The organism is Pseudomonas putida S13.1.2, assembly GCF_000498395.2.
Lineage (GTDB): Bacteria > Pseudomonadota > Gammaproteobacteria > Pseudomonadales > Pseudomonadaceae > Aquipseudomonas > Aquipseudomonas putida_Q.
Window position 1 is genome coordinate 4,098,173 of the sequence record NZ_CP010979.1, and the last position, 24,084, is coordinate 4,122,256.

General features: G+C 66.8%; 7 protein-coding genes (1 of these 7 running past the window's edge). All 7 read left to right on the top strand.

The features are described from left to right. Window positions 1-16,826: the 3' portion of a BapA/Bap/LapF family large adhesin gene (locus N805_RS30035; RefSeq protein WP_033742736.1), read on the top strand. Its footprint begins 12,148 nt before the window's first position; 16,826 of the gene's 28,974 nt are visible here — the last part of the coding sequence; its start codon lies beyond the left edge, outside the window; the stop codon is at window positions 16,824-16,826. A 63-nt stretch (window positions 16,827-16,889) separates the two neighbouring features. Continuing rightward, window positions 16,890-18,326 (top strand): TolC family outer membrane protein, encoded by a 1,437-nt coding sequence (locus N805_RS18150; RefSeq protein WP_028614158.1) that lies wholly within the window; start codon window positions 16,890-16,892, stop codon window positions 18,324-18,326. Further along, complete coding sequence (locus N805_RS18155) at window positions 18,323-20,491, top strand: type I secretion system permease/ATPase (RefSeq protein ID WP_028614157.1); 2,169 nt, start codon at window positions 18,323-18,325, stop codon at window positions 20,489-20,491. Before N805_RS18150 ends, N805_RS18155 begins: the two co-directional genes overlap by 4 nt. After that, window positions 20,488-21,672: an HlyD family type I secretion periplasmic adaptor subunit gene (locus N805_RS18160; protein WP_028614156.1), complete on the top strand. Its 1,185-nt coding sequence runs from the start codon at window positions 20,488-20,490 to the stop codon at window positions 21,670-21,672. Before N805_RS18155 ends, N805_RS18160 begins: the two co-directional genes overlap by 4 nt. 204 nt (window positions 21,673-21,876) lie before the next feature. Continuing rightward, window positions 21,877-22,776, top strand: coding sequence for a chemotaxis protein (locus N805_RS18165; protein WP_028614155.1), 900 nt, complete (start codon window positions 21,877-21,879; stop codon window positions 22,774-22,776). 88 nt (window positions 22,777-22,864) lie between these two features. Next, entirely contained in the window at window positions 22,865-23,176 is a 312-nt protein-coding gene (locus tag N805_RS18170; protein ID WP_028614154.1) for a hypothetical protein, read from the top strand. Then, window positions 23,173-23,907, top strand: coding sequence for a YkgJ family cysteine cluster protein (locus N805_RS18175; protein ID WP_028614153.1), 735 nt, complete (start codon window positions 23,173-23,175; stop codon window positions 23,905-23,907). Before N805_RS18170 ends, N805_RS18175 begins: the two co-directional genes overlap by 4 nt. The last annotated feature ends 177 nt before the right edge of the window (window positions 23,908-24,084 follow it).

Below are 24,084 nucleotides of genomic sequence, written 5' to 3' on the forward strand. Positions count from 1 at the left end.
ACGGCAGCGAACTGGGTACGGCCGTGGTCGGCCCGACCGGCGTGTTCAGCATCAACCTCACCGCGCCACAAGTCGATGGTGAAGTGCTGCAAGCCACGGCAACAGATGCCGCCGGCAACACATCGCCCACCAGCGCGGTTACCGCGCCGGACATCGACGGTGTCGATACCACGCCACCGGCAGCCCCGACGGACTTGGTAATCGGCCTGGCCGGTAGCCAGCTGAGCGGGCGCGGCGAGCCTGGCACCACCGTGCAGGTACGCGATGCGGCAGGTACCGTGCTGGCCACCGGCACCGTCGGCGCCGATGGCAGCTTCGCAGTTACCCTGACCCCTGCCGTTACCGACGGCAGTGCCCTGCAAGTGACCCTGACCGATGCCGCTGGCAACGTCTCGCCACCCGGTTCGGTTACCTCGCCGGACCTGCAGGCCCCTGCCCAGCCCACCGAGCTGGCCCTGGCTGACGGCGTCACCTTCACCGGTCGCGGCGAACCGGGTGCTACCGTCCAGGTGCGTGATGCCGCCGGCACCATTATCGGCAGTGGTATCGTTGGCGCCGATGGCCTGTTCAGCTTGACCGTGAACCCTGCGCAGGCCAACGGCGAAGCCCTGGATGTGCGCCTGCTAGATGGCGCTGGCAACAGTTCAGCGCCGCTGCAATTCGATGCACCGGATATCACGCCACCTGGCGCAGTAAGCAATATCGTGGTCGGCGCTGATGGCCTGGCCCTGAGTGGCCGTGGCGAGCCGGGTGCAACGGTCGAAGTGCGCGATGCCACCGGCACCGTGATCGGCACCGGTGTGGTCGCCGACAACGGCACCTTCCTGATCAACCTCGACCCGGCGGCGCAGCCGGGCGAACAGCTGAGCCTGGTGCAGACTGACCCGAGCGGCAACGCTTCCGTGGCAGTCGAGTACGACGTACCGCTGACCACTGCACCAGTAAGCCCGAGCAACCTGGCCGTCGATGCCGACGGCACCACCCTCACCGGTTCCGCCCCTGCGGGTACCCGCGTAGAGGTACACGATGCCAACGGCACCCTGATCGGCAGCGCCATCGCCAATGCCGATGGCACCTTCAGCATCGAGCTGAACCCGGCCCAAGCCAACGGCGAACTGCTGGATGTCGTTGCCATCGATGACAGCGGCGTTTCTTCGCTGCCGACGCAGGTCACCGCACCGGACATCACCGCGCCCGCCGCTCCGACTGACCTGGCTGTCAGCGCGGATGGTAGCGTCATCACCGGCCGTGCCGAGCCCGGCAGCACCGTGCGCATCGTTGCCGCCGACGGCAGCGAACTGGGCACTGCCGTGGTCGGCCCGACCGGCGTGTTCAGCATCAACCTTGCTCCGCCACAGGTAGACGGTGAAGTACTCCAAGCTACCGCCACCGATGCCGCTGGTAATACGTCCGTAGCCAGTTCGGTCACCGCGCCGGACATCGACGGCGTCGACACCACGCCGCCTGAAGCCCCGACTGACCTGGTAATCGGCCTGGCCGGCAGCCAACTGAGCGGCCGTGGCGAAGCCGGCACCACCGTGCAGGTGCGTGATGCCGCTGGCAACATCATCGGCACGGGTGTAGTCGGCGCCGATGGCCTGTTCAGCCTGACCCTGAACCCTGCGCAGGCCAACGGCGAAGCACTGGACGTACGCCTGGTGGACGCGGCCGGCAACAGTTCGATACCACTGGAATTCACCGCCCCGGACATCACCCCGCCCGATGCGGTCAGCAACATCGTGGTTGGCAACGGCGGTCTGGCCCTGAGTGGTCGCGGTGAAGCCGGTGCCACTGTCGAAGTGCGCGATGCCAACGGCACCGTGATCGGCAACGGCGTTGTCGCTGCCAACGGCACCTTCCTGATCGACCTCAGTCCAGCTGCACAGCCGGGCGAACAGCTGAGCCTGGTGCAGACCGACCCAAGCGGCAACGCTTCCGTGGCAGTGGAGTACGACGTACCACTGACCACTGCACCGGTCAGCCCGAGCAACCTGGCCGTCGATGCCGACGGCACCACCCTCACCGGTTCCGCGCCTGCCGGTACTCGCGTGGAGGTGCATGACGCCAATGGCACCCTGATCGGCAGCGCCATCGCCAATGCCGATGGCACCTTCAGCATCGAGCTCAATCCTGCCCAAGCCAACGGCGAACTGCTGGATGTGGTCGCCATCGATGACAGCGGCGTGTCCTCGCTGCCGGCGCAAATCACCGCGCCAGACATCACCGCCCCGGCCAGCCCGACCGAACTGGCCGTCAGCGCTGACGGCACCGTGCTCACTGGCCGTGCCGAACCGGGCAGCACCGTGCGTATCGTTGCTGCCGATGGCAGCGAACTGGGTACGGCCGTGGTCGGCCCGACCGGCGTGTTCAGCATCAATCTCAACCCGCCACAAGTCGATGGTGAAGTGCTGCAAGCCACGGCAACAGATGCCGCCGGCAACACATCGCCCACCAGCGCGGTTACCGCGCCGGACATCGACGGTGTCGATACCACGCCACCGGCAGCCCCGACTGACCTGGTAGTCGGCCTGGCCGGCAGCCAGCTGAGCGGGCGTGGCGAGCCTGGCTCCACCGTACAGGTACGCGATGCGGCAGGTACCGTGCTGGCCACCGGCACCGTCGGCGCCGATGGCAGCTTCGCAGTTACCCTGACCCCTGCCGTTACCGATGGCAGCGCCTTGCAAGTAATCCTGACCGATGCTGCTGGCAACGTCTCACCACCCGGCTCGGTCACCTCGCCGGACCTGCAGGCCCCTGCCCAGCCCACCGAGCTGGCCCTGGCTGACGGCGTGACCTTTACCGGTCGCGGCGAACCCGGTGCCACCGTGCAGGTACGTGATGCCGCCGGCACCCTAATTGGCACTGGCATCGTTGGCACCGACGGCCTGTTCAACGTTACCCTTGCACCCGCTCAAGCCAACGGCGAAGCCCTGGATGTGCGCCTGGTGGATGCCACCGGCAACACCTCTGCCCCACTGCAGTTCGATGCACCGGACATCACCCCGCCTGAGGCGGTCAGCAACATCGTGGTCGGCAACGGCGGCCTGGCCCTGAGTGGTCGCGGCGAAGCCGGCGCCACTGTCGAAGTGCGCGATGCCAACGGCACCGTGATCGGCACCGGTGTGGTCGCCGACAACGGCACCTTCCTGATCAACCTCGACCCAGCGGTGCAGCCTGGTGAGCAACTGAGCCTGGTGCAGACCGACCCAAGCGGCAACGCCTCCGAAGCGCTGCCCTTCGAAGTGCCGGTAGCCACCACCCCGGAAAGCCCCAGCGAGCTGGTGTTTGCCGAAGACGGCAGCAGTATCAGCGGTACGGCACCCGCCGGCACCCGCGTGGAAGTGCACGATGCCAACGGCACGCTGATTGGCAGTGTCGTGGCAGGCCCGGATGGTAGCTTCACCGTGGTCCTCGACCCGGCCCAGGCCAATGGCGAACTGCTGGATGTGGTGGCCATCGACGATGCTGGCGTAGCGTCCCTGCCAACGCAGGTCTCCGCACCGGACATCACGGCACCTGTCGCCCCGAGCGAACTGGCCGTCAACGCTGACGGTACGGTAGTCACCGGCCGTGCCGAACCCGGCAGCACCGTGCGTGTGCTGGCCGCCGATGGCACCACCGTGCTGGGTAGCGTGGTGGTTGGCGCCACCGGCAGCTTCAGCATCACCCTCGACCCGGCACAGGTCGACGGCGAAGTGCTGCAAGTCACCGCCACCGATGCAGCGGGCAACGCCTCGACCGCTGGCTCGGTCACCGCGCCAGACATCGACGGTGGCGATACCACGCCACCCGATGCACCGGCCAACCTGGTGATCGGCCTCGCCGGCAGCCAGTTGAGCGGGCGTGGGGAGGCCGGCACCACCGTACAGGTGCGTGACGCTGCGGGCACTGTTCTGGCAACCGGCACTGTCGGCCCGGATGGCACCTTCGCTGTAACCTTGTCCCCCGCCGTGAACGACGGCAGCACGTTGCAAGTCACCCTCACCGACGCAGCCGGCAACGCCTCGCAACCCGGCGCGGTCACCTCACCGGATCTACAGGCTCCTGCGCAGCCGACCGAACTGGCCCTGGCCGATGGCGTCACCTTTACCGGGCGCGGCGAACCCGGCGCCTCGGTGCAGGTGCGCAACAGCGCCGGCAACCTGATTGGCACCGGCCTGGTCAACCCAGACGGCACCTTCAGCGTCACCCTGTTCCCGGCTCAGGCCAATGGCGAGGCGCTGGACGTGCGGTTGGTAGATACTGCCGGCAACACCTCGGCGCCGCTGCAGTTCGATGCACCGGACATCACCCCGCCTGAGGCGGTCAGCAACATCGTGGTCGGTGCCGATGGCCTGGTGCTCAGCGGTCGCGGCGAGGCCGGTGCCACTGTTGAAGTGCGTGATGCCGTCGGTACTGTCATTGGCACCGCTACAGTTGGCGCCAACGGCTCCTTCGTGGTCAGCCTCGACCCGGCAGCCCAACCGGGCGCCGCACTGAGCCTGGTACAAACCGACCCGAGCGGCAACGCGTCCGAAGCCTTGCAATTTGAGGTGCCGCTGACCACTGCCCCCACCAGCCCAAGCGACCTGGAAGTCGCTGAGAATGGCACCAGCATCACGGGTTCTGCCCCGGCCGGAAGCCGCGTGGAAGTACACGATGCCAACGGCACGCTGGTAGGCAGTGTGGTGGTGGGTGCCGAAGGTACCTTCACCGTCATCCTCAACCCGGCCCAGGCCAATGGTGAGCTGCTGGAGGTGGTAGCCATCGATGGCACGGGAGCATCGTCCCTGCCGGTGCAGATCAGTGCGCCGGATATCACCGCCCCGGCCGCCCCGAGCGAACTCGCGATCAATGCCAACGGTACCGTCGTCACCGGCCGTGCCGAATCGGGCAGCACCGTGCGTGTGCTGGCAGCCGATGGCACTACCGTGCTGGGTACGGCGGTAGTGGGCGCCACCGGTAGCTTCAGTATCACCCTCAGCCCGGCACAGGTGGACGGTGAGGTGCTGCAAGTCACCGCTACCGACGCCGCCGGCAATGCCTCCAGCGCCGGTAGTGTCACTGCCCCAGATATCGACGGTGTCGACATCACGCCACCCCAGGCCCCGACCAACCTGGTCGTCGGCCTTGCCGGTGGCCAGCTGAGCGGCCGTGGCGAAGCGGGCGCCAGCGTGCAAGTGCGCGATGCCCAGGGCAACGTGCTGGCTAACGGTACGGTCAACCCGGATGGCTCCTTCCAGGTCACCCTGGCCCCGCCGGTCGACGATGGCAGTACCCTGCAAGTGGTGCTGACCGATGCCGCCGGCAATGCCTCCACCCCTGGCACGGTGGCCACCCCAGACCTGCAAGCCCCTGCACAACCGACCGGCCTGGACCTGGCCGGCGGCGTCACCTTGACCGGTAGTGGTGAGCCTGGCGCTACCGTGCAGGTACGCGACGCCTCGGGCAACGTGATTGGCACCGGCGTGGTCAACCCCAGCGGCAGCTTCAGCGTTACCCTGTCCCCTGCCCAAGCCAATGGCGAGGTCCTCGACATCCGCCTGGTGGACGCCGCTGGTAATGTCTCGACCCCGTTGCAGTTCGACGCGCCGGACACCACGCCCCCTGCCGTAGTCGACAACATCGTCGTCGGTGCAGACGGCCTGACCCTGAGCGGTCGCGGCGAAGCCGGGGCAACCGTCGAAGTGCGCGACGTCAATGGCACCGTGATCGGCACTGGCACGGTGACCGCCAACGGCACCTTCCTGCTCGACCTGGACCCGGCCGCGCTGCCGGGCGAGCGCCTGAGCCTGGTGCAGACCGACGCCAGCGGCAACGCGTCCGGGGCCTTGACCTTCGACGTGCCGTTGGTGGCTACACCGGCCAGCCCGAGCGACCTGGTGGTCGCTGAGGATGGCACCAGCGTCAGCGGTTCCGCGCCGGTCGGCAGCCGCGTGGAAGTGCATGATGCCAACGGCGCCGTGGTCGGCAGCATCGTGGTTGGCGCCGAGGGCACCTTCACCGTGGTGCTCAACCCGGCCCAGGCCAACGGCGAGTTGCTGGACGTGGTCGCCATCGACAACAACGGGGCTTCGTCACTGCCGGTACAAGTGACCGCGCCCGACATCACCGCACCCGCCGCACCAAGCGAACTTGCAGTCAACGCCGATGGCAGCCTGGTGAGCGGGCGTGCCGAAGCCGGCAGCACCGTGCGCGTGCTGGCAGCCGACGGCACTACCGTACTGGGCAGCGTCGTAGTGGGTGCCAGCGGTACATTCAGCATCGGCCTCACCCCGCCACAAGTGGCGGGCGAGCAGTTGCAGGTGACCGCCACCGATACTGCAGGCAACGCCTCCACTGCCGGCAACGTCACTGCACCGATCATAGATAACGGCGGTGATACCACGCCGCCCGCGCCAGCCACCCAACTGGCCATCAGCGACGATGGCCGCACAGTCTCCGGGCGTGGTGAAGCAGGCACCACAGTGGAAGTGCGCAACGATCAGGGCCAGGTGCTGGTAAGCGGCACCGTTCAGCCCGATGGCAGCTTCAACGTGCAACTGCCAACCCCGGTGGTGGATGGCTCCTCCCTGCAAGTGACCCTGACTGACGCCGCCGGCAACGTCTCTACACCTAGCCCGCTGACCGCCCCGGACCAAGTGGCACCACTGCAACCCGCCGACCTGGTGCTGAGCAATGGCGACAGCCTGGTCGGCACTGCAGAAGGGGGCGCCCGGGTGGAGGTGAAAGATGCCTCGGGCAACCTCATCGGCAGCGCCATTGCCGGGCCGGATGGCAGCTTCAGCCTGACCCTCGACCCGCCACAGGCCAATGGCGAAACCCTGTCCATCACTGTGACCGATGCGGCAGGCAACACCTCGGTGCCGCTAAGCTACGCGGCCCCGGACATCACCGCACCGGCGATCGTCAGCGACGTGGTGGCAGGCGATGGCAGCCTGGCCGTGTCTGGCCGTGGTGAGCCTGGTGCCACGGTGGAAGTGCGTGATGCGCAAGGTACTGTCATCGGTACCGGCATCGTGGCGCCAAATGGCACCTTCGTGGTTGACCTGGAGGCACCGCTGGCCGCAGGTGAGGATATCGTGCTGGTGCAGACCGATGCCGCCGGCAATACCTCGGCAGGGGTCAGCGTGACGGTTGCCGATACACCGCTGCCCGAAAGCCCAAGCGGCGTGGTGGTGGCCGGCGACGGCTCCAGCGTTTCCGGTACTGCACCGGCCGGTACGCAGGTGCAAGTGCGTGACGCGCAGGGCAATGTCCTGGGCAGCATCGAGGCCGGCCAGGATGGCAGCTTCACCATCGGCCTGAGCCCGGCCCAGGCCAACGGCGAGACACTGGATGTGGTGGCGGTTGACGGCGCTGGCAACAGCTCGCTGCCAACCCAGATCACCGCCCCCGATATCACCCCGCCCAATGAAGCCAGCGAACTGCAACTGAGTGCCGATGGCGGCCTGCTCACCGGCCGCGGCGAAGCGGGCACCACCGTGCAGGTGATCAGTGCCGACGGCACTGTGCTGGGCAACGCCCAGGTTGGTGTCGACGGTGTGATCAGCGTGGTATTGACCCCACCGCAGACTGACGGCCAGGAACTGGACGTGGTGCTGCGCGACCCCGCGGGCAATACCTCGACCGCCACCATCGTGGCACCGGACACCGATGGCCCGCTGCAACCCTCGGGGCTCGCTATCGATACCGCTGGCATTCACCTTACCGGCCAAGGTCAGAGCGGCTCCATCGTCACCGTGCGTGACGCTGACGGCAACGTGCTGGGCACCGCGACCGTGGGCGGCGACGGCCGCTTCGACATCACCCTCGACGCACCGCAGCGCAATGGCGAAAGCCTGACCGTCGAAGCCACCGACAGCCTGGGCAACAGCGCAGGGCCGGTGAACTTCACGGCACCAGACTCTACTCCACCGCAAGTGGTCACCAGCCCGGCCATCGATGGCAACGGCACCACGGTCACCGGCAACGGCGAACCGGGCGCCACCGTCACCGTGCGCGGGCCGGACGGCAGCGTGCTGGGCAGCACCGTGGTCGGCACTGACGGCGCATTCGAAATCACCCTCGATACGCCGCAGACCAACGGCCAGGCACTGACCGTGGAACAACGCGACCCGGCTGGCAACCTGTCAGCGGCGGTCGACTTGTCGGCGCCGGATACCCAGGCACCCGATATACCCACCGGCCTGGTCCTGGCTGGCGACGGCAGCAGCGTGAGCGGTAGCGGCGAGCCGGGTGCGCAGGTGACCGTGACCGGCACTGGCGGCGCTGTACTGGGCACCGCAACGGTCCAGCCTGACGGCACCTTCCAGGTGACAATCGACCCGCCACAGCTCAATGGCCAGACGCTGTCTGTCACTCAGGCCGACAATACTGGCAACGACTCGCTCGCTGGCACCGTCACCGCACCTGACCTCGAGGCACCGCTGGCGGCGCAAGGCCTGGGCCTTGACCCTACCGGCACAGTGCTCAGCGGGCAGGGCGAGGCTGGCAGCACCGTAGAGGTACGCAATGCTGCGGGCGACCTGCTAGGCACCATTGCGGTGGATACAGACGGCACGTTCGAAGTGACACTTGTCCCCGCCCAGACCAACGGTGAAGTATTGTCGGTGGTGCTGATCGATGGCGGCGGCAATGCCTCGCCGTCGGCCACCTTCACCGCTGACGACAGTACTGCGCCAACTGCGCCGGCCGGCCTCACCATCACCCCGGGCGGCAGCGCCATCCAGGGTACCGGTGAGGCAGGTTCCACGGTGGAGGTGCGGCTTGCCGACGGCACGCTGATAGGCACCATCGTCGTCCCTGCAGGCGGCAACTTCACGGTGCCACTGTCGCCCGCCCAACTGGACGGCCAGGCCCTCGATGTGACACTGATCGATGCCGCCGGCAATACCTCGGAGCCCAGCCAGGTCTTCGCTCCGGACATCACGCCACCGGCACTGCCCACCGACGTGGTCGTCAACGACGAAGGCACTGCTGTGACCGGTAACGCACCTGGCGCCAGCTCGGTGACCGTGAACGATGGGGCCGGCAATGTGATCACTGTGCCGGTCAACCCGGACGGCAGTTTCAGCGTGCCGCTGGATACCCCGCAGAACAACGGCCAAACCGTGACCGTGGTAGTGACCGACGCAGCCGGTAACGACTCGGCGCCGGTCTCTGTCACCGCCCCGGACACTACCGACCCACTGCCGGCCACTGGCATCAGCGTGAGCCCGGACGGCGGCACGGTCGGCGGCACCGCCGAACCTGGCAGCACGGTAGAAATCCGCAACCCTGATGACACCGTGCGCGGCACAGTACCCGTAGGGCCGGACGGTACCTTCGTGGTGCCGGTCGACCCGCCGCTCACAACCGGCGAAACCGTCGCTGTGGTGGTGATCGACCCTGCCGGCAATGAATCACCCGAGGTGCCGGTAGATGGCCCGACGGGCACGGAAGTGGCCACACCGTCGGCCCTTGCCATCAGCGCCGACGGCTTCCTGCTGACCGGTCAAGGTACGGTCGGCTCGCTGATTACCGTGACCTCCGGGGGCACCACCCTGGGCACCGCCACGGTCGGCAGCGACGGCACCTTCCGTGTGTTCTTCCAGAATGCCCAGCTCAACGCCCAGACCTTGCTGGTCAGTGCCAAGGCGACCGCCGATGGTGAGCCTTCGGTGCCGGCCATCATCGTGGCCAATGACACCACGGCACCCAACGCGCCGGCCCAGGTAGCCCTCAACGCCACCGGCAGTACCCTGACCGGCCAGGGCGAAGTGGGCGCAACCGTGCGCGTGACAGACGCACAAGGCACGCTGCTGGGGACTGCCACCGTCGGCAGCAATGGCCTGTTCAGCATCAGCTTCTCGCCGGCTGTGGACAATGGGCAGAACCTGATCGTGACCCAGGCAGATGCTGCGGGTAACGTTTCGCTCGCGGCCACCCTGCAGGCGCCCGACCTGCAGGCACCGCTGGCGGCCAGCAACCTCAGCCTCAACGGCGCAGCTACCGTGCTCAGTGGCCAGGGCGAAGCCGGTGCCAGCGTCACCGTACGCGACGCCAGTGGCGCCATCCTGGCCACCGGCACCGTCAACCAGAGCGGCCAGTTCCAGATCACCCTGCCCAACGCGCAGGTCACCGGCAGCCCGCTGCAGGTCACCCTCAGTGATGCTGCGGGCAACGTGTCCGGCCCGGCCAGCCTGGCCACACCAGACCGCACACCGCCAGCGGCCATCAGTAACCCGCAGTTGAGCCAGGACGGCCGGCAGCTTTCCGGCAGCGGAGAGGTGGGCGCCACGGTACAGGTACGCAACGCCGCCGGTGCCGTGCTCGGCACCGCCACGGTGGGCACCGACGGTCGCTTCACGGTGACCTTCGATACGCCGCAAGCCAACGGCCAGGCCATCGGCGTCACACAAGTGGATGCCGCCGGCAACACCTCGCCAGCCGTCAACGTGACGACCCCGGACCTGACCCCACCCGCACCGCTGACCAACGTGGTGCTGAACAACAACGGCCTGACCCTGACCGGCCAAGGCGAAGCCGGCGCCACGGTTACCGTTCACGGCCCGGACGGTACCATCATCGGCACCGGCGTGGTTGCCGCCAATGGCAGCTTTACCCTGACCCTGAACAGCGCACAGCTCAACGCCCAGCACCTGAGCGTTACGCAAACCGACGCGGGCAACAACACCTCCACCGCCGTGGCGGTCACCGCGCCGGACTTCACCCCGCCTGCGGCGCCCGCAGCACTCGCCCTGTCCAGTACCGGGCTGCAACTGACGGGTAACGCCGAAGCCGGCAGTACCGTGACCGTGCGCGATGCCAGCGGCAACGTGCTGGGCACGGCGGTAGCCGGCAGCAACGGCACCTTCCAGGTCGCCCTGAACAGTGCCCAGACCAATGGCCAGACCCTGCAGGTGACCGCCACCGACGCAGCCGGCAACGTGTCGCCGGCCGCGCCTTACACCGCAGCCGACACCACGCCGCCAGCCGCCGTGAGCAACCTGGCGGTCTCCGCCAGTGGCGCCACGCTGACAGGCAATGGCGAAGCAGGCGCAACCGTCACCGTGCGGGCACCCGACAATACCGTGCTGGGCACCGCCACGGTCGGCGCCGACGGCCACTTCAGCGTCACCCTGTCGCCGGCCGCGATCACCGGTGAAAGCCTGAGCGTGGTGCAGGCCGATGCCGCACAGAACGTCTCCCCTGCGCAAAGCGTCACTGCGCCGGGCGTTCTGGCACCGGCCACGCCGGACAACCTGGTACTGGCCGCCGACGGCCTGTCGGTGACCGGCACGGCCGGCGCGGGCAGCACAGTCAAGGTGTATGGCCCCAACGGCGAATTGCTGGGCAGCAGCCCGGTCGCCAACGACGGTACCTTCACGGTCAACCTGGGCAGTGCACAGGCCAATGGCGAGGTGCTGCAGGTCAGCGCAACGGGCACCGATGGCGCAGTATCGCTGCCCGCCACCCTCCAGGCACCGGACACCACGGCACCGCAACCGCTGACCAACCTGGTGCTGTCCAACGACGGCCTGGTACTCAGTGGCCGCGGAGAGGCAGGTGCCACCGTTCGCGTGCTTGGCGAAGGCGGTATCGACCTGGGTACTGCCGTGGTCGATGCCAGCGGCAACTTCAGCGTCAACCTGGGCGCCGCACAGATCAACGGCGAACAGCTCAGCGCCAGCCAGTCCGACGTGGCCGGCAACGAGTCCAACAGCGTCAGCCTGACCGCCCCTGACCGCGTCGCCCCGGATGCTGCCGACAACCTGGCCTTCGCCGGGGGCGGCAGCTTGCTAAACGGTACCGGCGAAGCGGGTGCCGCCGTGCGTGTGCTGGGCGCCGACGGTTCGGTACTGGGCAGTGCAACGGTGCGCGCGGACGGCACCTTCCAGGTCAACCTCGCATCGCCTCAGGCCAACGGCCAGCAAGTGCAAGTGGTGCTGACCGATGCAGCGGGCAACCAATCTGCCGCCAGCGCCATCACCGCACCCGATACCACGCCGCCAACGGCACCAGGCGAACTGGCCGTTTCCGGAGATGGCGCCACCCTCACCGGCCGCGGCGAAGTTGGCGCGCTGGTGACCGTGACCAACCCGGCAGGCGAAGAAATCGGCAGCGCCACGGTCGATGCCAGCGGCCACTTCACCATCACCCTGAACCCGGCACTGGGCAACGCCGAGCTGCTCAGCTTCACCCAGGCCGATGCAGCCGGCAACGTGTCGGCAGTGGCAACCCTGCAAACCCCGGACTTCACCCCGCCCGCCCCGCTCACCCAGGTGGTGATCAACGCAGACGGCAGCGTTGTCAGCGGCCAGGGCGAAGCCGGCGCGACGGTAATCGTGAGCAACGCCGCCGGTACCGTACTGGGCACAGGTACCGTGCTTGCCGACGGCAGCTTCCGCGTCGAACTGTCACCTGCACAAATCAACGACCAGCTACTGTCGGTGCTACAGGCCGACCCACCCGGCAACGTCAGCCTGCCGGTCGACGTGCGGGCGCCCGACCTTACGCCGCCAGCTGCAGCAACCGAGCTGCGGCTCAATGCAGCAGGCGATGAGCTGGGCGGTGTCGGCGAAGCGGGGGCCACGGTGCGCGTCTATGTCGGTACCACGCAGGTCGGTACCGGCACAGTGGGCGCCGATGGCACCTTTGTCGTCGAGCTTGATGCGGCGCAGCTCAACGGCCAGGTGCTGCAGGTAACCCTGACCGACGGCAAGGCCAACGTATCGGCGGTCAGCACTGTCACGGCCGTGGATATCACCCCACCGGCTACCGTGATCGCCACCATCAACGACAGTGGCACCCAAGTGGTCGGTACCGCCGAAGCCGGCACCCGGGTTACCGTGGTCAACAACAACGGCGACCTGCTGGGCCAGGTGACGGTCGATCCGGACGGCACCTTTGTCCTCAACCTGAACAACCCGCAGATCAACGGTGAGGTCCTGACCGTCATCGCCCAGGACACCACCGGCAACCCGTCGGCGCCCCTGCAGGTGAACGCGCCAGACCTCACGGCGCCAGTGCAACCCGATAACCTGTTGCTCAACCCGGCAGGCACGTCGATGACCGGTACGGCAGAAGCCGGCACCACCATCACGGTGCGTGACCCGAACAACAACGTCGTAGGCACCGTGGAAGTGGGTGCAAACGGCCAGTTCACCGTGCCGATCAACCCGGCGCAGAACAACGGCCAATTGCTCACAGTGGTGTCCACCGACGATGCCGGCAACGCCTCGGTGGTTGTCCCCTATCAAACCAACGACACCTCACCGCCTGGGGTGGTCACCGACATGGCCATCAACAACACGTTCAACGTGCTGACCGGCAAGGGTGAACCTAATGCCACCGTCACCATCAGCCGCGGCGGATCGGTGCTCGGCACTGGCACGGTAGATGCCGCGGGTAACTTCCAGATAACGCTGGTGCCGGCGGCGGGCTCGCTCGCAACCCTGGCAGTGACGCAATCCGACGGCATCAATACCTCTGCGGTCGCGACGTACATCACACCACTGATCGCACCGCCAGTGCCCCCCACCAACGTGACGCTGGGCAGCGATGGCCTGACCTTGGCCGGTAATGCGCCTAGTGGCGTGGGCATTCGCGTCTACGATGCCGCAGGCAACCTGATCGGCACAGGCGGCGCTACCCTGAACGGCACCTTTACCCTGACGCTGAACACAGCGCAGCTCAACGGCCAGCATATTTCGGTGACTGCTGTAGCACTGGTAGGCGGTGAATCGCAGCCGACCTTCCTGCAAGCCACCGACGTCACGCCACCGGCCAACCCGCTGGTGACCGGGCTGTCTCTGAACGGCCTGGTGCTGACCGGCACCGGTGAAGCAGGGGCGACGGTGACCGTGCGCGACGCCAGCAACAACGTGCTCGGCACGGCGGTGGTAAATGGCGGTGGCGTGTTCACCGTCAACCTGAACGCCGCACAGCTCAACGGCCAGGTACTGGGCGTGAGCCAGGCCGACGCTGCGGGCAATGTGTCCGGCAGTACAAGCTACACCGCCACGGACGTGCAACCACCTGCAACACCGACCAACGTCACCATCAACGGCGCAGGTACCGTGCTCACCGGTAACGGTGAAGCGGGCGCCACGGTTACGGTCCAAGGCCCGAACGGCCAGGTGGGTACCGGTGTGGTGCAAGCCGATGGCACCTTCACCATCAACCTGACCTCGCCACAGAACGACGGGCAACTGCTGGTGGTGCGCCAGGCCGATGCTGCCGGCAACCTGTCCGGTAGCACCAGCCTGACCGCGCCCGACACCACCCCGCCAGCCGCCCCGCTGGCCACCATCAACACCAATGGCACCTCGGTCAGCGGTTCTGGCCAGATCGGCAGCACGGTCACCGTGCGCAATAGCGCCGGCACCGTGCTGGGGACTGCGACAGTGGGCAGCAACGGCCTGTTCGTGGTCAGCCTGACTGCGGCGCAGATCGACAACCAGGCGCTCAGCGTCACCCTCACCGACAGCGCCGGCAACGTCTCCACCGGCACTACGCTGACCGCACCAGACCTGACCCCACCTGCGGCTGCCGGCAACCTGCTGATCAGTGCCGACGGCGGTACCCTGACCGGTACTGGCGAAGTGGGCGCCACCGTGACCGTACGCAGCGCCAACGGTACCGTGCTGCAAACCGCGACGGTGCAGCCGGACGGCAACTTCACCGTGACCCTGAGCCCGCCTCAGGACAACGGCCAGATCCTCTCGGTGACCCTCAGCGACCCGCGCGGCAACGTGTCGGGCAACGTCAACGTCACCGCGCCGGATGTGGATGCCAACGCGCCGGTCATTGCCACCGACAACCTGGCCACCGCCACGGTCAACCTGGCAGCGGTCAGTGCCACCAAGACCTACACCGACAGCTTCACCACGCTGCTGTCGGGCTTCTCCAAGACCTACACCTGGACGGTGACGGCAGGCACCACGGCCGACCCGACCCTTACACTGACCACCAACAGCGTGCTGGCACTGCTCAACAACACCAGTTTCACCCTGCAGGTAAAAGACGCCAGCGGCGCCTGGGTGACCATCGCCACCGGCAGCACGCAGGGCCTGCTCGACCTGATCGTGCTGCCGATCGGCTTGCAGGTGGACATCGGCGTGCTGCAAGCCGGTGATTACCGCCTGACCGTGGGCAGTGGCGGCATCGGCCTGGTGACCAACGTGAGCACCACGCTGGACATCACCTCCACCAGCTTGACCCAGTTTACCGGCACCGGCACGGCCACCTCGGGCAACGTCATCACCGACGTGGGCACTGATGGCGCGGTGGATGCCCGTGGCCCGGACAGTAGCGCCGTGTTGCAAGTGCTGAAAAACGGCAGCTATGTCTCGGCCGGTACCTCAACCACGGTTCAGGGCCAGTACGGCACCTTGGTGATCAGTGCCGATGGCAGTTACACCTACACGCCAAACGGCAGCCCGAACAGTGTCGGCAAGGTGGACGTGTTCAGCTACCAGCTGGTGCACCCGAACGGCCTGTCCGATACCGCCAACCTGTACGTGCGCATCGACAGCCCGCAAGCCACGGAGATCTGGAGCAGCACCAACTACGCTGCACCGGCCACGGTGGTCGACGCAGTCAACGATGTCGGTACCAGCCACGTCACCTTGGCCAACCGCGTGGACACCAGCAGCAGTACGCTGGGCTCGCTGAGCCTGCCGGTGATCGGTTCGCGCCAGGCCACCTACACCACCACGGTTGCCGCCGATACCACGGCCAACCTCCAGGTGGTGGTCAACTCCACCAACCTGTTGAGCCTGCTCAACGGCACCACCATCGAACTGCTCAAGCTCAACCCGGCCACCGGCCAGTACGTGCTGGTGCAGTCGGTGCCAGGCGGGTCGCTGATCAGCCTGCTGGGTGGCGGCGCGGGGTATACCTTCCAGAACCAGGGGGCCGGCACCTACCACGTACGTGTCACCGCCGGCGGCATCGGCCTGCTCAGCTCCATCACCACCAGCCTCAACGCCACCACCACACACCTGACCGAGTTCGTGGTCAGCGGCGCCACGGCAGCCACCGGCAACCTGCTGAGTGACGACAACGTCGGTTCGGCACTGACCGTGCTGAGCGTGCTGACAGCGGCCAACACCTACACCATCCCCGGCTACAACGGGGTGAGCGTGGCCGGCACCTACGGCACACTGCTGGTGCATGCCGACGGCAGCTACACCTACACGCTCAACCCGGGGCTTACCTCGGCGGTGGTCGGCCAGCACGACACCTTCACCTACGAGCTGACCCACCCGAACGGCACCACCGACACCGCAACGCTGACCGTCAACCTGGACAACGCAGCAGGCCTCACCACGACCACCTCGCTGCTGGCCGACACCGGCGACGAGGCTGTGGCGCTGGCCAGCCTGGCAGCCGCCACCGATGTGATCGCCGGCACCGACGGCAACGACCATCTCGATGGCAGCCAAGGTGGCCACATCACCCTGCAGGGTGGTGCGGGTAACGACACGCTGGTGGTGGTCGACCAGAACTTCGCCAGCGTCGAAGGCGGTACGGGGACCGACACCCTGCTGTGGGGCGGCGGTGATGCCAGCATCGACCTGGGCAACCTGGCCGGGCGCGTGCACGACATCGAAGTCATCGACCTCAACGACACCAGTTCGGTGGCGCTTACCCTCAACCTGGCGGACGTGGTGGCAATCACCGAAACCGGCACCGACACACTCATCATCAAAGGGGACGACAAAGACACGGTTCACATGACGGACAACTGGACGCTGGTCGGGAACCAAACTGCCGACGGTATCGACTATAACCAATACACGGCCCAGGAGGATCCAAGCCATCACCTGTGGGTACAGAACGGTATCCATGTGGTCTGAGGCCGCTGCAATCCCGCCGGGCAAATGCCCGGCGGCATGGACGACCAGCAGTAAGGGAACTATGTGAAGCGAAGCAGTCCGCTGTCACCGCTGTTGCTGGGAGCCTTCGGGCTCCTGGCCCTGAACTTCCACCCGGTTGCCCAGGCAGCCGATGATATAGACCCCCAACTGCGCCAGGTCGGGCCATCGCTGTTACGCGATGCGCCCGAAGCAGTGCCCGCACGCCCCGCCACCGGCATGGCCCCGGTCGCCAGTGGCGAGCGGCTGCAGCTGACCGATGCGGTGCTGCAGGCAGCGCAATGGCACCCCAGCATCGCCGAAGCCATCGGCAACCTGTACAAGCAGGGCGAAGGCATCAACGTCGCCCGCGCGGGGTATTACCCGCAGATTTCCGGCGGTATCCGCACCGGTTATGACACCGGCTATGGCGGCGACCGCAACAGCCAGGCGTTGAACCTGTCTCTCAAGCAGATGCTCTACGACTTCGGCAAGGTCGACAGCGCCGTCAGCGCGGCCCAGGCTGCCGCCGCCCGCGCCCAGGCCAATATCCTGCTGGTGGTCGACGACCTGGCCCGCGACACCGCTTATGCCTGGATCGAAACCCGCCGCTACGAGCAACTGATGACCATTGCCCGCGACCAGATTCGCGGGGTCGGTGACATTGCCGGCATGGCCCGCCAGCGCAGCGACATGGGCGCCAGCACCCGTTCCGACGTGGTGCAGGCCGAGTCCCGTGTGGAAAGTGCCCGCGCCACGCTGGAGGAGTACCAGTCGCAGTACGAACGCTGGCGTTCGACCTTGGCGGCACTGATGGGGCGCATCACCCCACCGGCGCTGGCCGAGGATTCGCCAGCAGCGCTGAACCAGGCCTGCAAGCGGCCCTCGCAAGGCGATGACCGCCTGCCTGCCGTGCTCATGGCCCTCGCCCAGCGCGCGCAGGGCCAGGCCGAACTGGCCCAGGCCAAGGCCGAGGCCTACCCGACGCTGTCGTTGCAACCGCAGGTCAACCACTACCTGGACAACGACTACAACCGCGACAACTCACGCATGGACCGCACCCAGGCGGGCATCTACCTGAACGTCGAGGTACCCATCTATCAAGGGGGTGCCATCAGTGCCCGCAGCCGCGCCGCCGGTCACGCCCTGACCGCCGCCGACTCCGCCGAGGATGCGGCCCGCCTGCAAGCCCGTCGTGGCCTTGCCGAGGCCATGGCACAAACCTCCGGGCTGGGCCGCCGACTGACTTCGCTGGAAGCGCGCCAGGTCAGCATCCAGGAAGCACGCATGCTCTACGGCCGCCAGTACCTGGACCTGGGCACGCGGCCGCTGCTCGACCTGCTCAACGCCGAGCAGGAAATCTACCAGTCACGCTTCGAACTCGCCGGCACCCGCTCTGACCTGCTGCGCCTGGATGTCGACTGCCTGTACAACACCGGCGCCCTGCGCACGGCCTTTGGCCTTGAGGGGCGCAACCTGCAAGGGGTGGAGATCCAGCCATGACCGATTCGATCAATGTGACCCTGCCTGAACAACCCACTGCCCCCGCGGCCGAAGCGCCTCATCGACCGGACCTTGGGCCTTGGCTGGAAGTGATGCTGCAGGTGGCGCACCACTACCGCCTGGACGTGTCGCCCCAGCGTATTCGCCTGGCCGCCGTCGAGGATGCCCGCCCGCTGGACGAGATCCTTCGGCACATGGCACGCCAGGCCGGCCTGGCCCTGCGCTTCGTGCGCTTCGACGCCAAGGGCTTGCGACAGTGGCGTACACCGCTGGTACTGGAACTGGATGATGGCCAGCTGGCGGTGGTCGAGTCGGTCACCGAAGAGGACGACCTGGCGGTGGTGTTTGCCGGTGACCAGGGCCTGACCTCACGCCTGCCCCGTGACAGCCTCAAGGGCCGCATCAACCGCGTGGCCCTGCTGCGCCCGGCACGGCCGCTGCGTGATGTGCGCACCGATGACTACACCGCACCCTACGACCGCCACTGGTTTGCCCGCATCGTGCTGCGCGACCTGCGCCCTTATGGGCAGGTGATGGTCGCCTCGCTGGTGGCCAACGTCCTGGCCCTGGCGGGGGTACTGTTCTCGATGCAGGTGTACGACCGGGTGATCCCGGCCGAATCGCTGCCAACCCTGTACGTGTTGTTCGGTGGTGTGGTGCTGGCGCTGGTGTTCGACTTCAGCATGCGCCTGCTGCGGCTGAAGGTGACCGACCTGCTCGGCAAACGCGCCGACCTGCGGGTGAGCGACCTGGTCTACGGGCATGCCCTGCGCCTGCGCAACTCGGTGCGGCCGAAGTCCACCGGTTCGTTCATCTCGCAGCTGCGCGAGCTGGAATCGATCCGCGACCTGATCACTTCCAGCACCGCCACGGCGCTGGCCGACCTGCCGTTCTTCCTGCTGTTCCTGTTCGTGTTCTGGCTGATCGGCGGCGTGCTGGTATTCATCCCGCTGGTGGCTTTGCTGGCGATGGTGGTACCTGGGGTGCTGGCACAACGGCGCCTGGCGCGGCTGGCCAATGCCTCCATGCGCGAGTCGGCGCTGCGCAACGCCATGCTGGTAGAAAGCATCCAGGGCCTGGACGAGATCAAGGCACTGCAGGCCGAAGCACGCTTCGAGCGGCAGTGGAACCAGTACAACGCCGCCTGCGCCCATACCAACCTGCGCCTGCGCACCCTCACCAACGGCCTGGTGACCTGGACCCAGAACGTACAGGGCGCGGTGTTTGCCGTGGTCATCGTGGTCGGTGCACCGATGGTGATCGCCGGCGACCTTACAACCGGTAGCCTGGTGGCGGCGTCGATGCTGTCGTCGCGGATGATGGCGCCACTGGCGCAACTGACCCATGTGCTGACCCGCTGGCAGCAGGCCAAGGTGGCCCTGCAAGGGCTGGACAAGCTGATGCAGTCCCCCGTCGACCACCCCGAAGGCGAAGCCCGGGTGCACCTGCCGGCCATCCGCGGCGAATACCACTTGCGCCAGGCCAACTTCCGCTACAGCGAGGAGTCCCCGCCAGTGCTGAACATCGGCCAGCTGGATATCCAGCCGGGCGAGCGCATTGCCGTGCTCGGGCGCAACGGCGCCGGCAAGTCGACCCTGCTGCAAGCCCTGGGTGGAGCCATGGACCTGGTGCAAGGCGAGGTCAGCCTGGACGGCATCGCCATGGGCCACCTCGACCCTGCCGACCTGCGCCGTGACGTGGGCCTGCTGCCACAGTACGCGCGCTTGTTCCACGGCACCCTGCGGGAAAACCTCACCCTCGGTGCCGGCCAGGCCAGCGACCAGGAACTGGTGGCCGCACTGGCTGCCACGGGCGCGCTGGACTTCGTCCGCCGCCTGCCCAAGGGCATGGACCACCTGATCCTGGAAGGCGGCCTGGGCTTGTCCGGCGGCCAGCGCCAGGCCCTGGTGCTGTCGCGCCTGCTGGTGCGCCAGCCGCAAGTACTGCTACTGGACGAGCCGACCGCGTCGCTGGACGACATGACCGAGCGCAAGCTGCTGGATAACCTCGAACGCTTCTGCCAGGGCCGCACCCTGGTGATCGCCACCCACCGCCTTAGCGTGCTGCAGCGTGTCGACCGCATCCTGGTGCTGGACGGCGGGCGCATCGTCATCGACGACACCCGCGATGCCGCGCTGGCCAAACTGCAAGGAGCCCAGGCATGAGCAACCATGAACTACCGGCCTCCTACCTGGATGGGCAGGACGACCAGGCGGTGTTCCGCGCCGGGCGCATCATCACCATTTGCGCCTTGATGCTGGCCGCGTTCCTGGCCTGGGCCGCCTGGTTCGAGGTGACCGAGGTGTCCACCGGCACCGGCAAGGTGATCCCCAGTTCGCGGGAGCAAGTAATCCAGTCGTTCGAGGGCGGCATCGTCGCGCAGATGAGCGTGGCCGAAGGCGACCTGGTCGAGCGCGGCCAGGTGCTGGCCCAGCTCGACCCGACCAAGACCGCCTCCAGTGTCGGCGAGAGCGACGCCAAGTACCGCGCTGCCAAGGCCAGCCAGGCCCGCCTGCAGGCGGAGGTGACTGGCAAGCCGCTGACCTTCCCGGAAAGCCTGCGCGACTCGCCCGACCTGATCGAAGCCGAAACCGCGTTGTACCAGACCCGCCGCCGCGGCCTGGAGCAGACCCTGGCGGGTATCCAGGACTCGCTGCAACTGGTGCGCAGCGAGCTGAAGATTACCGAGAACCTGGCAAAGATGGGCGCCTCCAGCCGGGTTGAAGTGATCCGTCTGAACCGCCAGCGTTCGGAGCTGGAGCTCAAGGCCAACGAAGCCCGCTCCGACTACCTGGTGCGTGCCCGGGAAGAACTGGCCAAAGCCAGCGCCGAGGCCGACAGCCTGTCGGAAGTGGTCCGCGGGCGCAGTGACTCGCTTACCCGCCTGACCCTGCGCTCGCCGGTGCGTGGCATCGTCAAGGACATCGAGGTCAACACCCTGGGCGGCGTGGTGCAGCCCGGTGGCCAGGTGATGAAGATCGTGCCGATGGACGAACGCCTGCTGATCGAAACCCGCATCGCGCCGCGCGATATCGCCTTCATTCACCCGGACCAGGCGGCCAAGGTCAAGATCAGTGCCTATGACTATTCGGTGTATGGCGGGCTGGAAGGCAAGGTGGTAGGTATTTCGCCGGACACCCTGCAGGATGAGGTGAAACCGGAAATCTACTACTACCGGGTGTTCATCCGCACCGAGCAGGACAGCTTGCAGAACAAGGCCGGCAAGCACTTTGCGATCGTGCCGGGGATGATTGCCACGGTGGATATCCGCACCGGTGAGAAGACCATCCTCGATTACCTGATCAAGCCGCTGAACCGGGCCAAGGAGGCACTGCGCGAACGCTGATCCAGGCGTTTACACACATCCCCTGTGGGAGCGGGCATGCCCGCGAACACCGGCGAAGCCGGTGCCATGTACCGCGTCGCACGCTTCGCGGGCATGCCCGCTCCCACAGGGTCCCAAGCATCCCCGGGTTCTGTGCAAAATGCCTAAAGCCCGACCGGAACAGGCCGATAACCGGTTATCCCCTGTTCCCCACCGAAGGTCACCATGGCCACGCAAAATGCCCGCGCGGACTCGTTGTCCCTGCTGCTGTTCACCCTGCGCAGCGGCAAGTTGATGGCAATCAACCTGCTCAAGGTCAGCGAAATCATCCCCTGCCCGCCGCTGACCAAGCTGCCGGAATCGCACCCCAACGTGAAAGGTGTGGCGACCCTGCGTGGCCATTCGCTGTCGGTCATCGACCTGTCACGCGCCATCGGCGAGCGGCCACTGGAAGACCCGCAAGGCGGCTGCCTGATCGTCACGGAGATCAGCCGCTCGCGCCAAGGGCTGCATGTGCAGGCGGTAAGCCGCATCGTGCATTGCCTGAGCACCGACATCAAACCGCCGCCCTTTGCTTCGGGCAACCGCTCGTTCATCACCGGCGTGACCCGGGTCGACAACACCCTGGTGCAGGTGCTGGACATCGAAAAAGTCATCCACTCCATCGCCCCACCGCAGGCCGAACCGCCGCACGGCACCTTGAGCGAAGAAGACGCCAGCCTGCTGGCCGCCGCCAACATCCTTGTGGTGGACGACAGCCAGGTGGCCCTGCAGCAGTCGGTACATACCCTGCGCAACCTGGGCATCGAATGCCACACCGCGCGCAGCGCCAAAGATGCCATCAACGTGTTGCTGGAGCTGCAAGGCACCGCGCAGGAGATCAACATCATCGTCTCCGACATCGAAATGAGCGAAATGGACGGCTACGCCTTCACCCGTACCGTGCGCGAAACCCCTGACTTCCAGCACCTGTACGTGCTGCTGCACACCTCGCTGGACAGCGCCATGAGCAGCGAGAAGGCAACCCAGGCCGGGGCCAACGCCATCCTCACCAAGTTCTCCTCGCCAGAGCTGACCGATTGTCTGGTGGTGGCCGCACGTACCGTGGTGTTTGCCGAGCACTGATATATTAAGCGACAAACTCCCCGGCTTGCCGCCGGGGGTGAGTCGGGCATAATTCGCGCCCCTTGCAAGCAACTTGCCGGAATCGCGTATGAAGTTTTTCAGCTCTATCCTGATCACCTGCGCCCTCTTCAGCGGTGTCGCCCAGGCCTCCAGCAGCCAGGCCTGGAACGAGCAGCGCCAACAGATGCTCAAGGCCTGCCTGGCCGCCAGCCAGTTCAAGGATGCCCACGCCCGCGGCAAGCCCGCCGAGTTCGATGACCAGGTTGGCATGAGCGCCCTGCTGGTCGAAGGCGTCTATCCGCAGAAGCACATGCAGCAACGCACCGGCACCGAGCTGTGCCTGTACGACCGCCAGCACCAGCGTGCCTTCATCAGCGAGTGGAGCCCGGAAGCCAAGTGACCGACAGCTTGCGATTCGGATGTACCGGCTGCGGCAAGTGCTGCACCGGGCACCACGTGCCCCTGACGCTGGCTGAGGCCCGCCGCTGGGCAGATGATGCCGGCCAGGTGATAGTGCTGATCGAAGCCTTCGTGGCCGATGGCCCCGGCATGCCGCCTGAGCAGCGCGAACATGTGCTGCGCCGCTCGTATCCGGTGGCCTGCGGCGACGGCGAGGCACGCGTATCGGTGACCTTTGCCGCGTTCAACCCCGGGCGCTGCCGCAACCTCGACGACAACGACCTGTGCACCATCTACGACCAGCGCCCGTTGGTCTGTCGCATCTACCCGGTAGAAATCAACCCGCACATTCCGCTGCGCCCGGACAGCAAGGACTGCCCGCCAGAAGCCTGGCAGCAGGGGCCGGAACTGATACACGGCACCCAACTGGTGGATGCGGAACTGGAAGCGCTTGTGCAAGCCTCGCGGCAGGCCGACCGCGATGACATTGCCGCCAAGGTGGCGGTGTGCCAGGCGCTGGGCATGACCACCAGTGCGCTCAAGGGCAATGGCTTTACCGCCTACCTGCCGGACATGGGCGCTTTTGCCACGGCGCTGGCGCGCGAGCAGTGTAATGACGATGGGCAGTGGACCTTGCATGTGCAGGATGAACCGCTGGTCGCCAGCTTGCAGGGGCTTGGTTTGCGCACTACCAGCGAAACCCCGGTGTACTACGCCTTTATCGGTTTCTAGCCAAGACATACGCCATCCCCTTGTAGGAGCGGCCTTGTGTCGCGATCGGGCTGCCAAGCAGCCCCCGGATTTCGGCGTTACCACATAGATTGCCGGGGCCGCTTCGCGGCCCGATCGCGACACAAGGCCGCTCCTACACGGGATCGCATTCTGCGGCACGCGAAACTGACAGCGCTG

Coding starts and splice junctions, on each gene's coding strand:
- N805_RS18160 (WP_028614156.1), top strand. CDS start 20,488: ATGAGCAACCATGAACTACCGGCCTCCTACCTGGATGGGCAGGACGAC.
- N805_RS18155 (WP_028614157.1), top strand. CDS start 18,323: ATGACCGATTCGATCAATGTGACCCTGCCTGAACAACCCACTGCCCCC.
- N805_RS18165 (WP_028614155.1), top strand. CDS start 21,877: ATGGCCACGCAAAATGCCCGCGCGGACTCGTTGTCCCTGCTGCTGTTC.
- N805_RS18170 (WP_028614154.1), top strand. CDS start 22,865: ATGAAGTTTTTCAGCTCTATCCTGATCACCTGCGCCCTCTTCAGCGGT.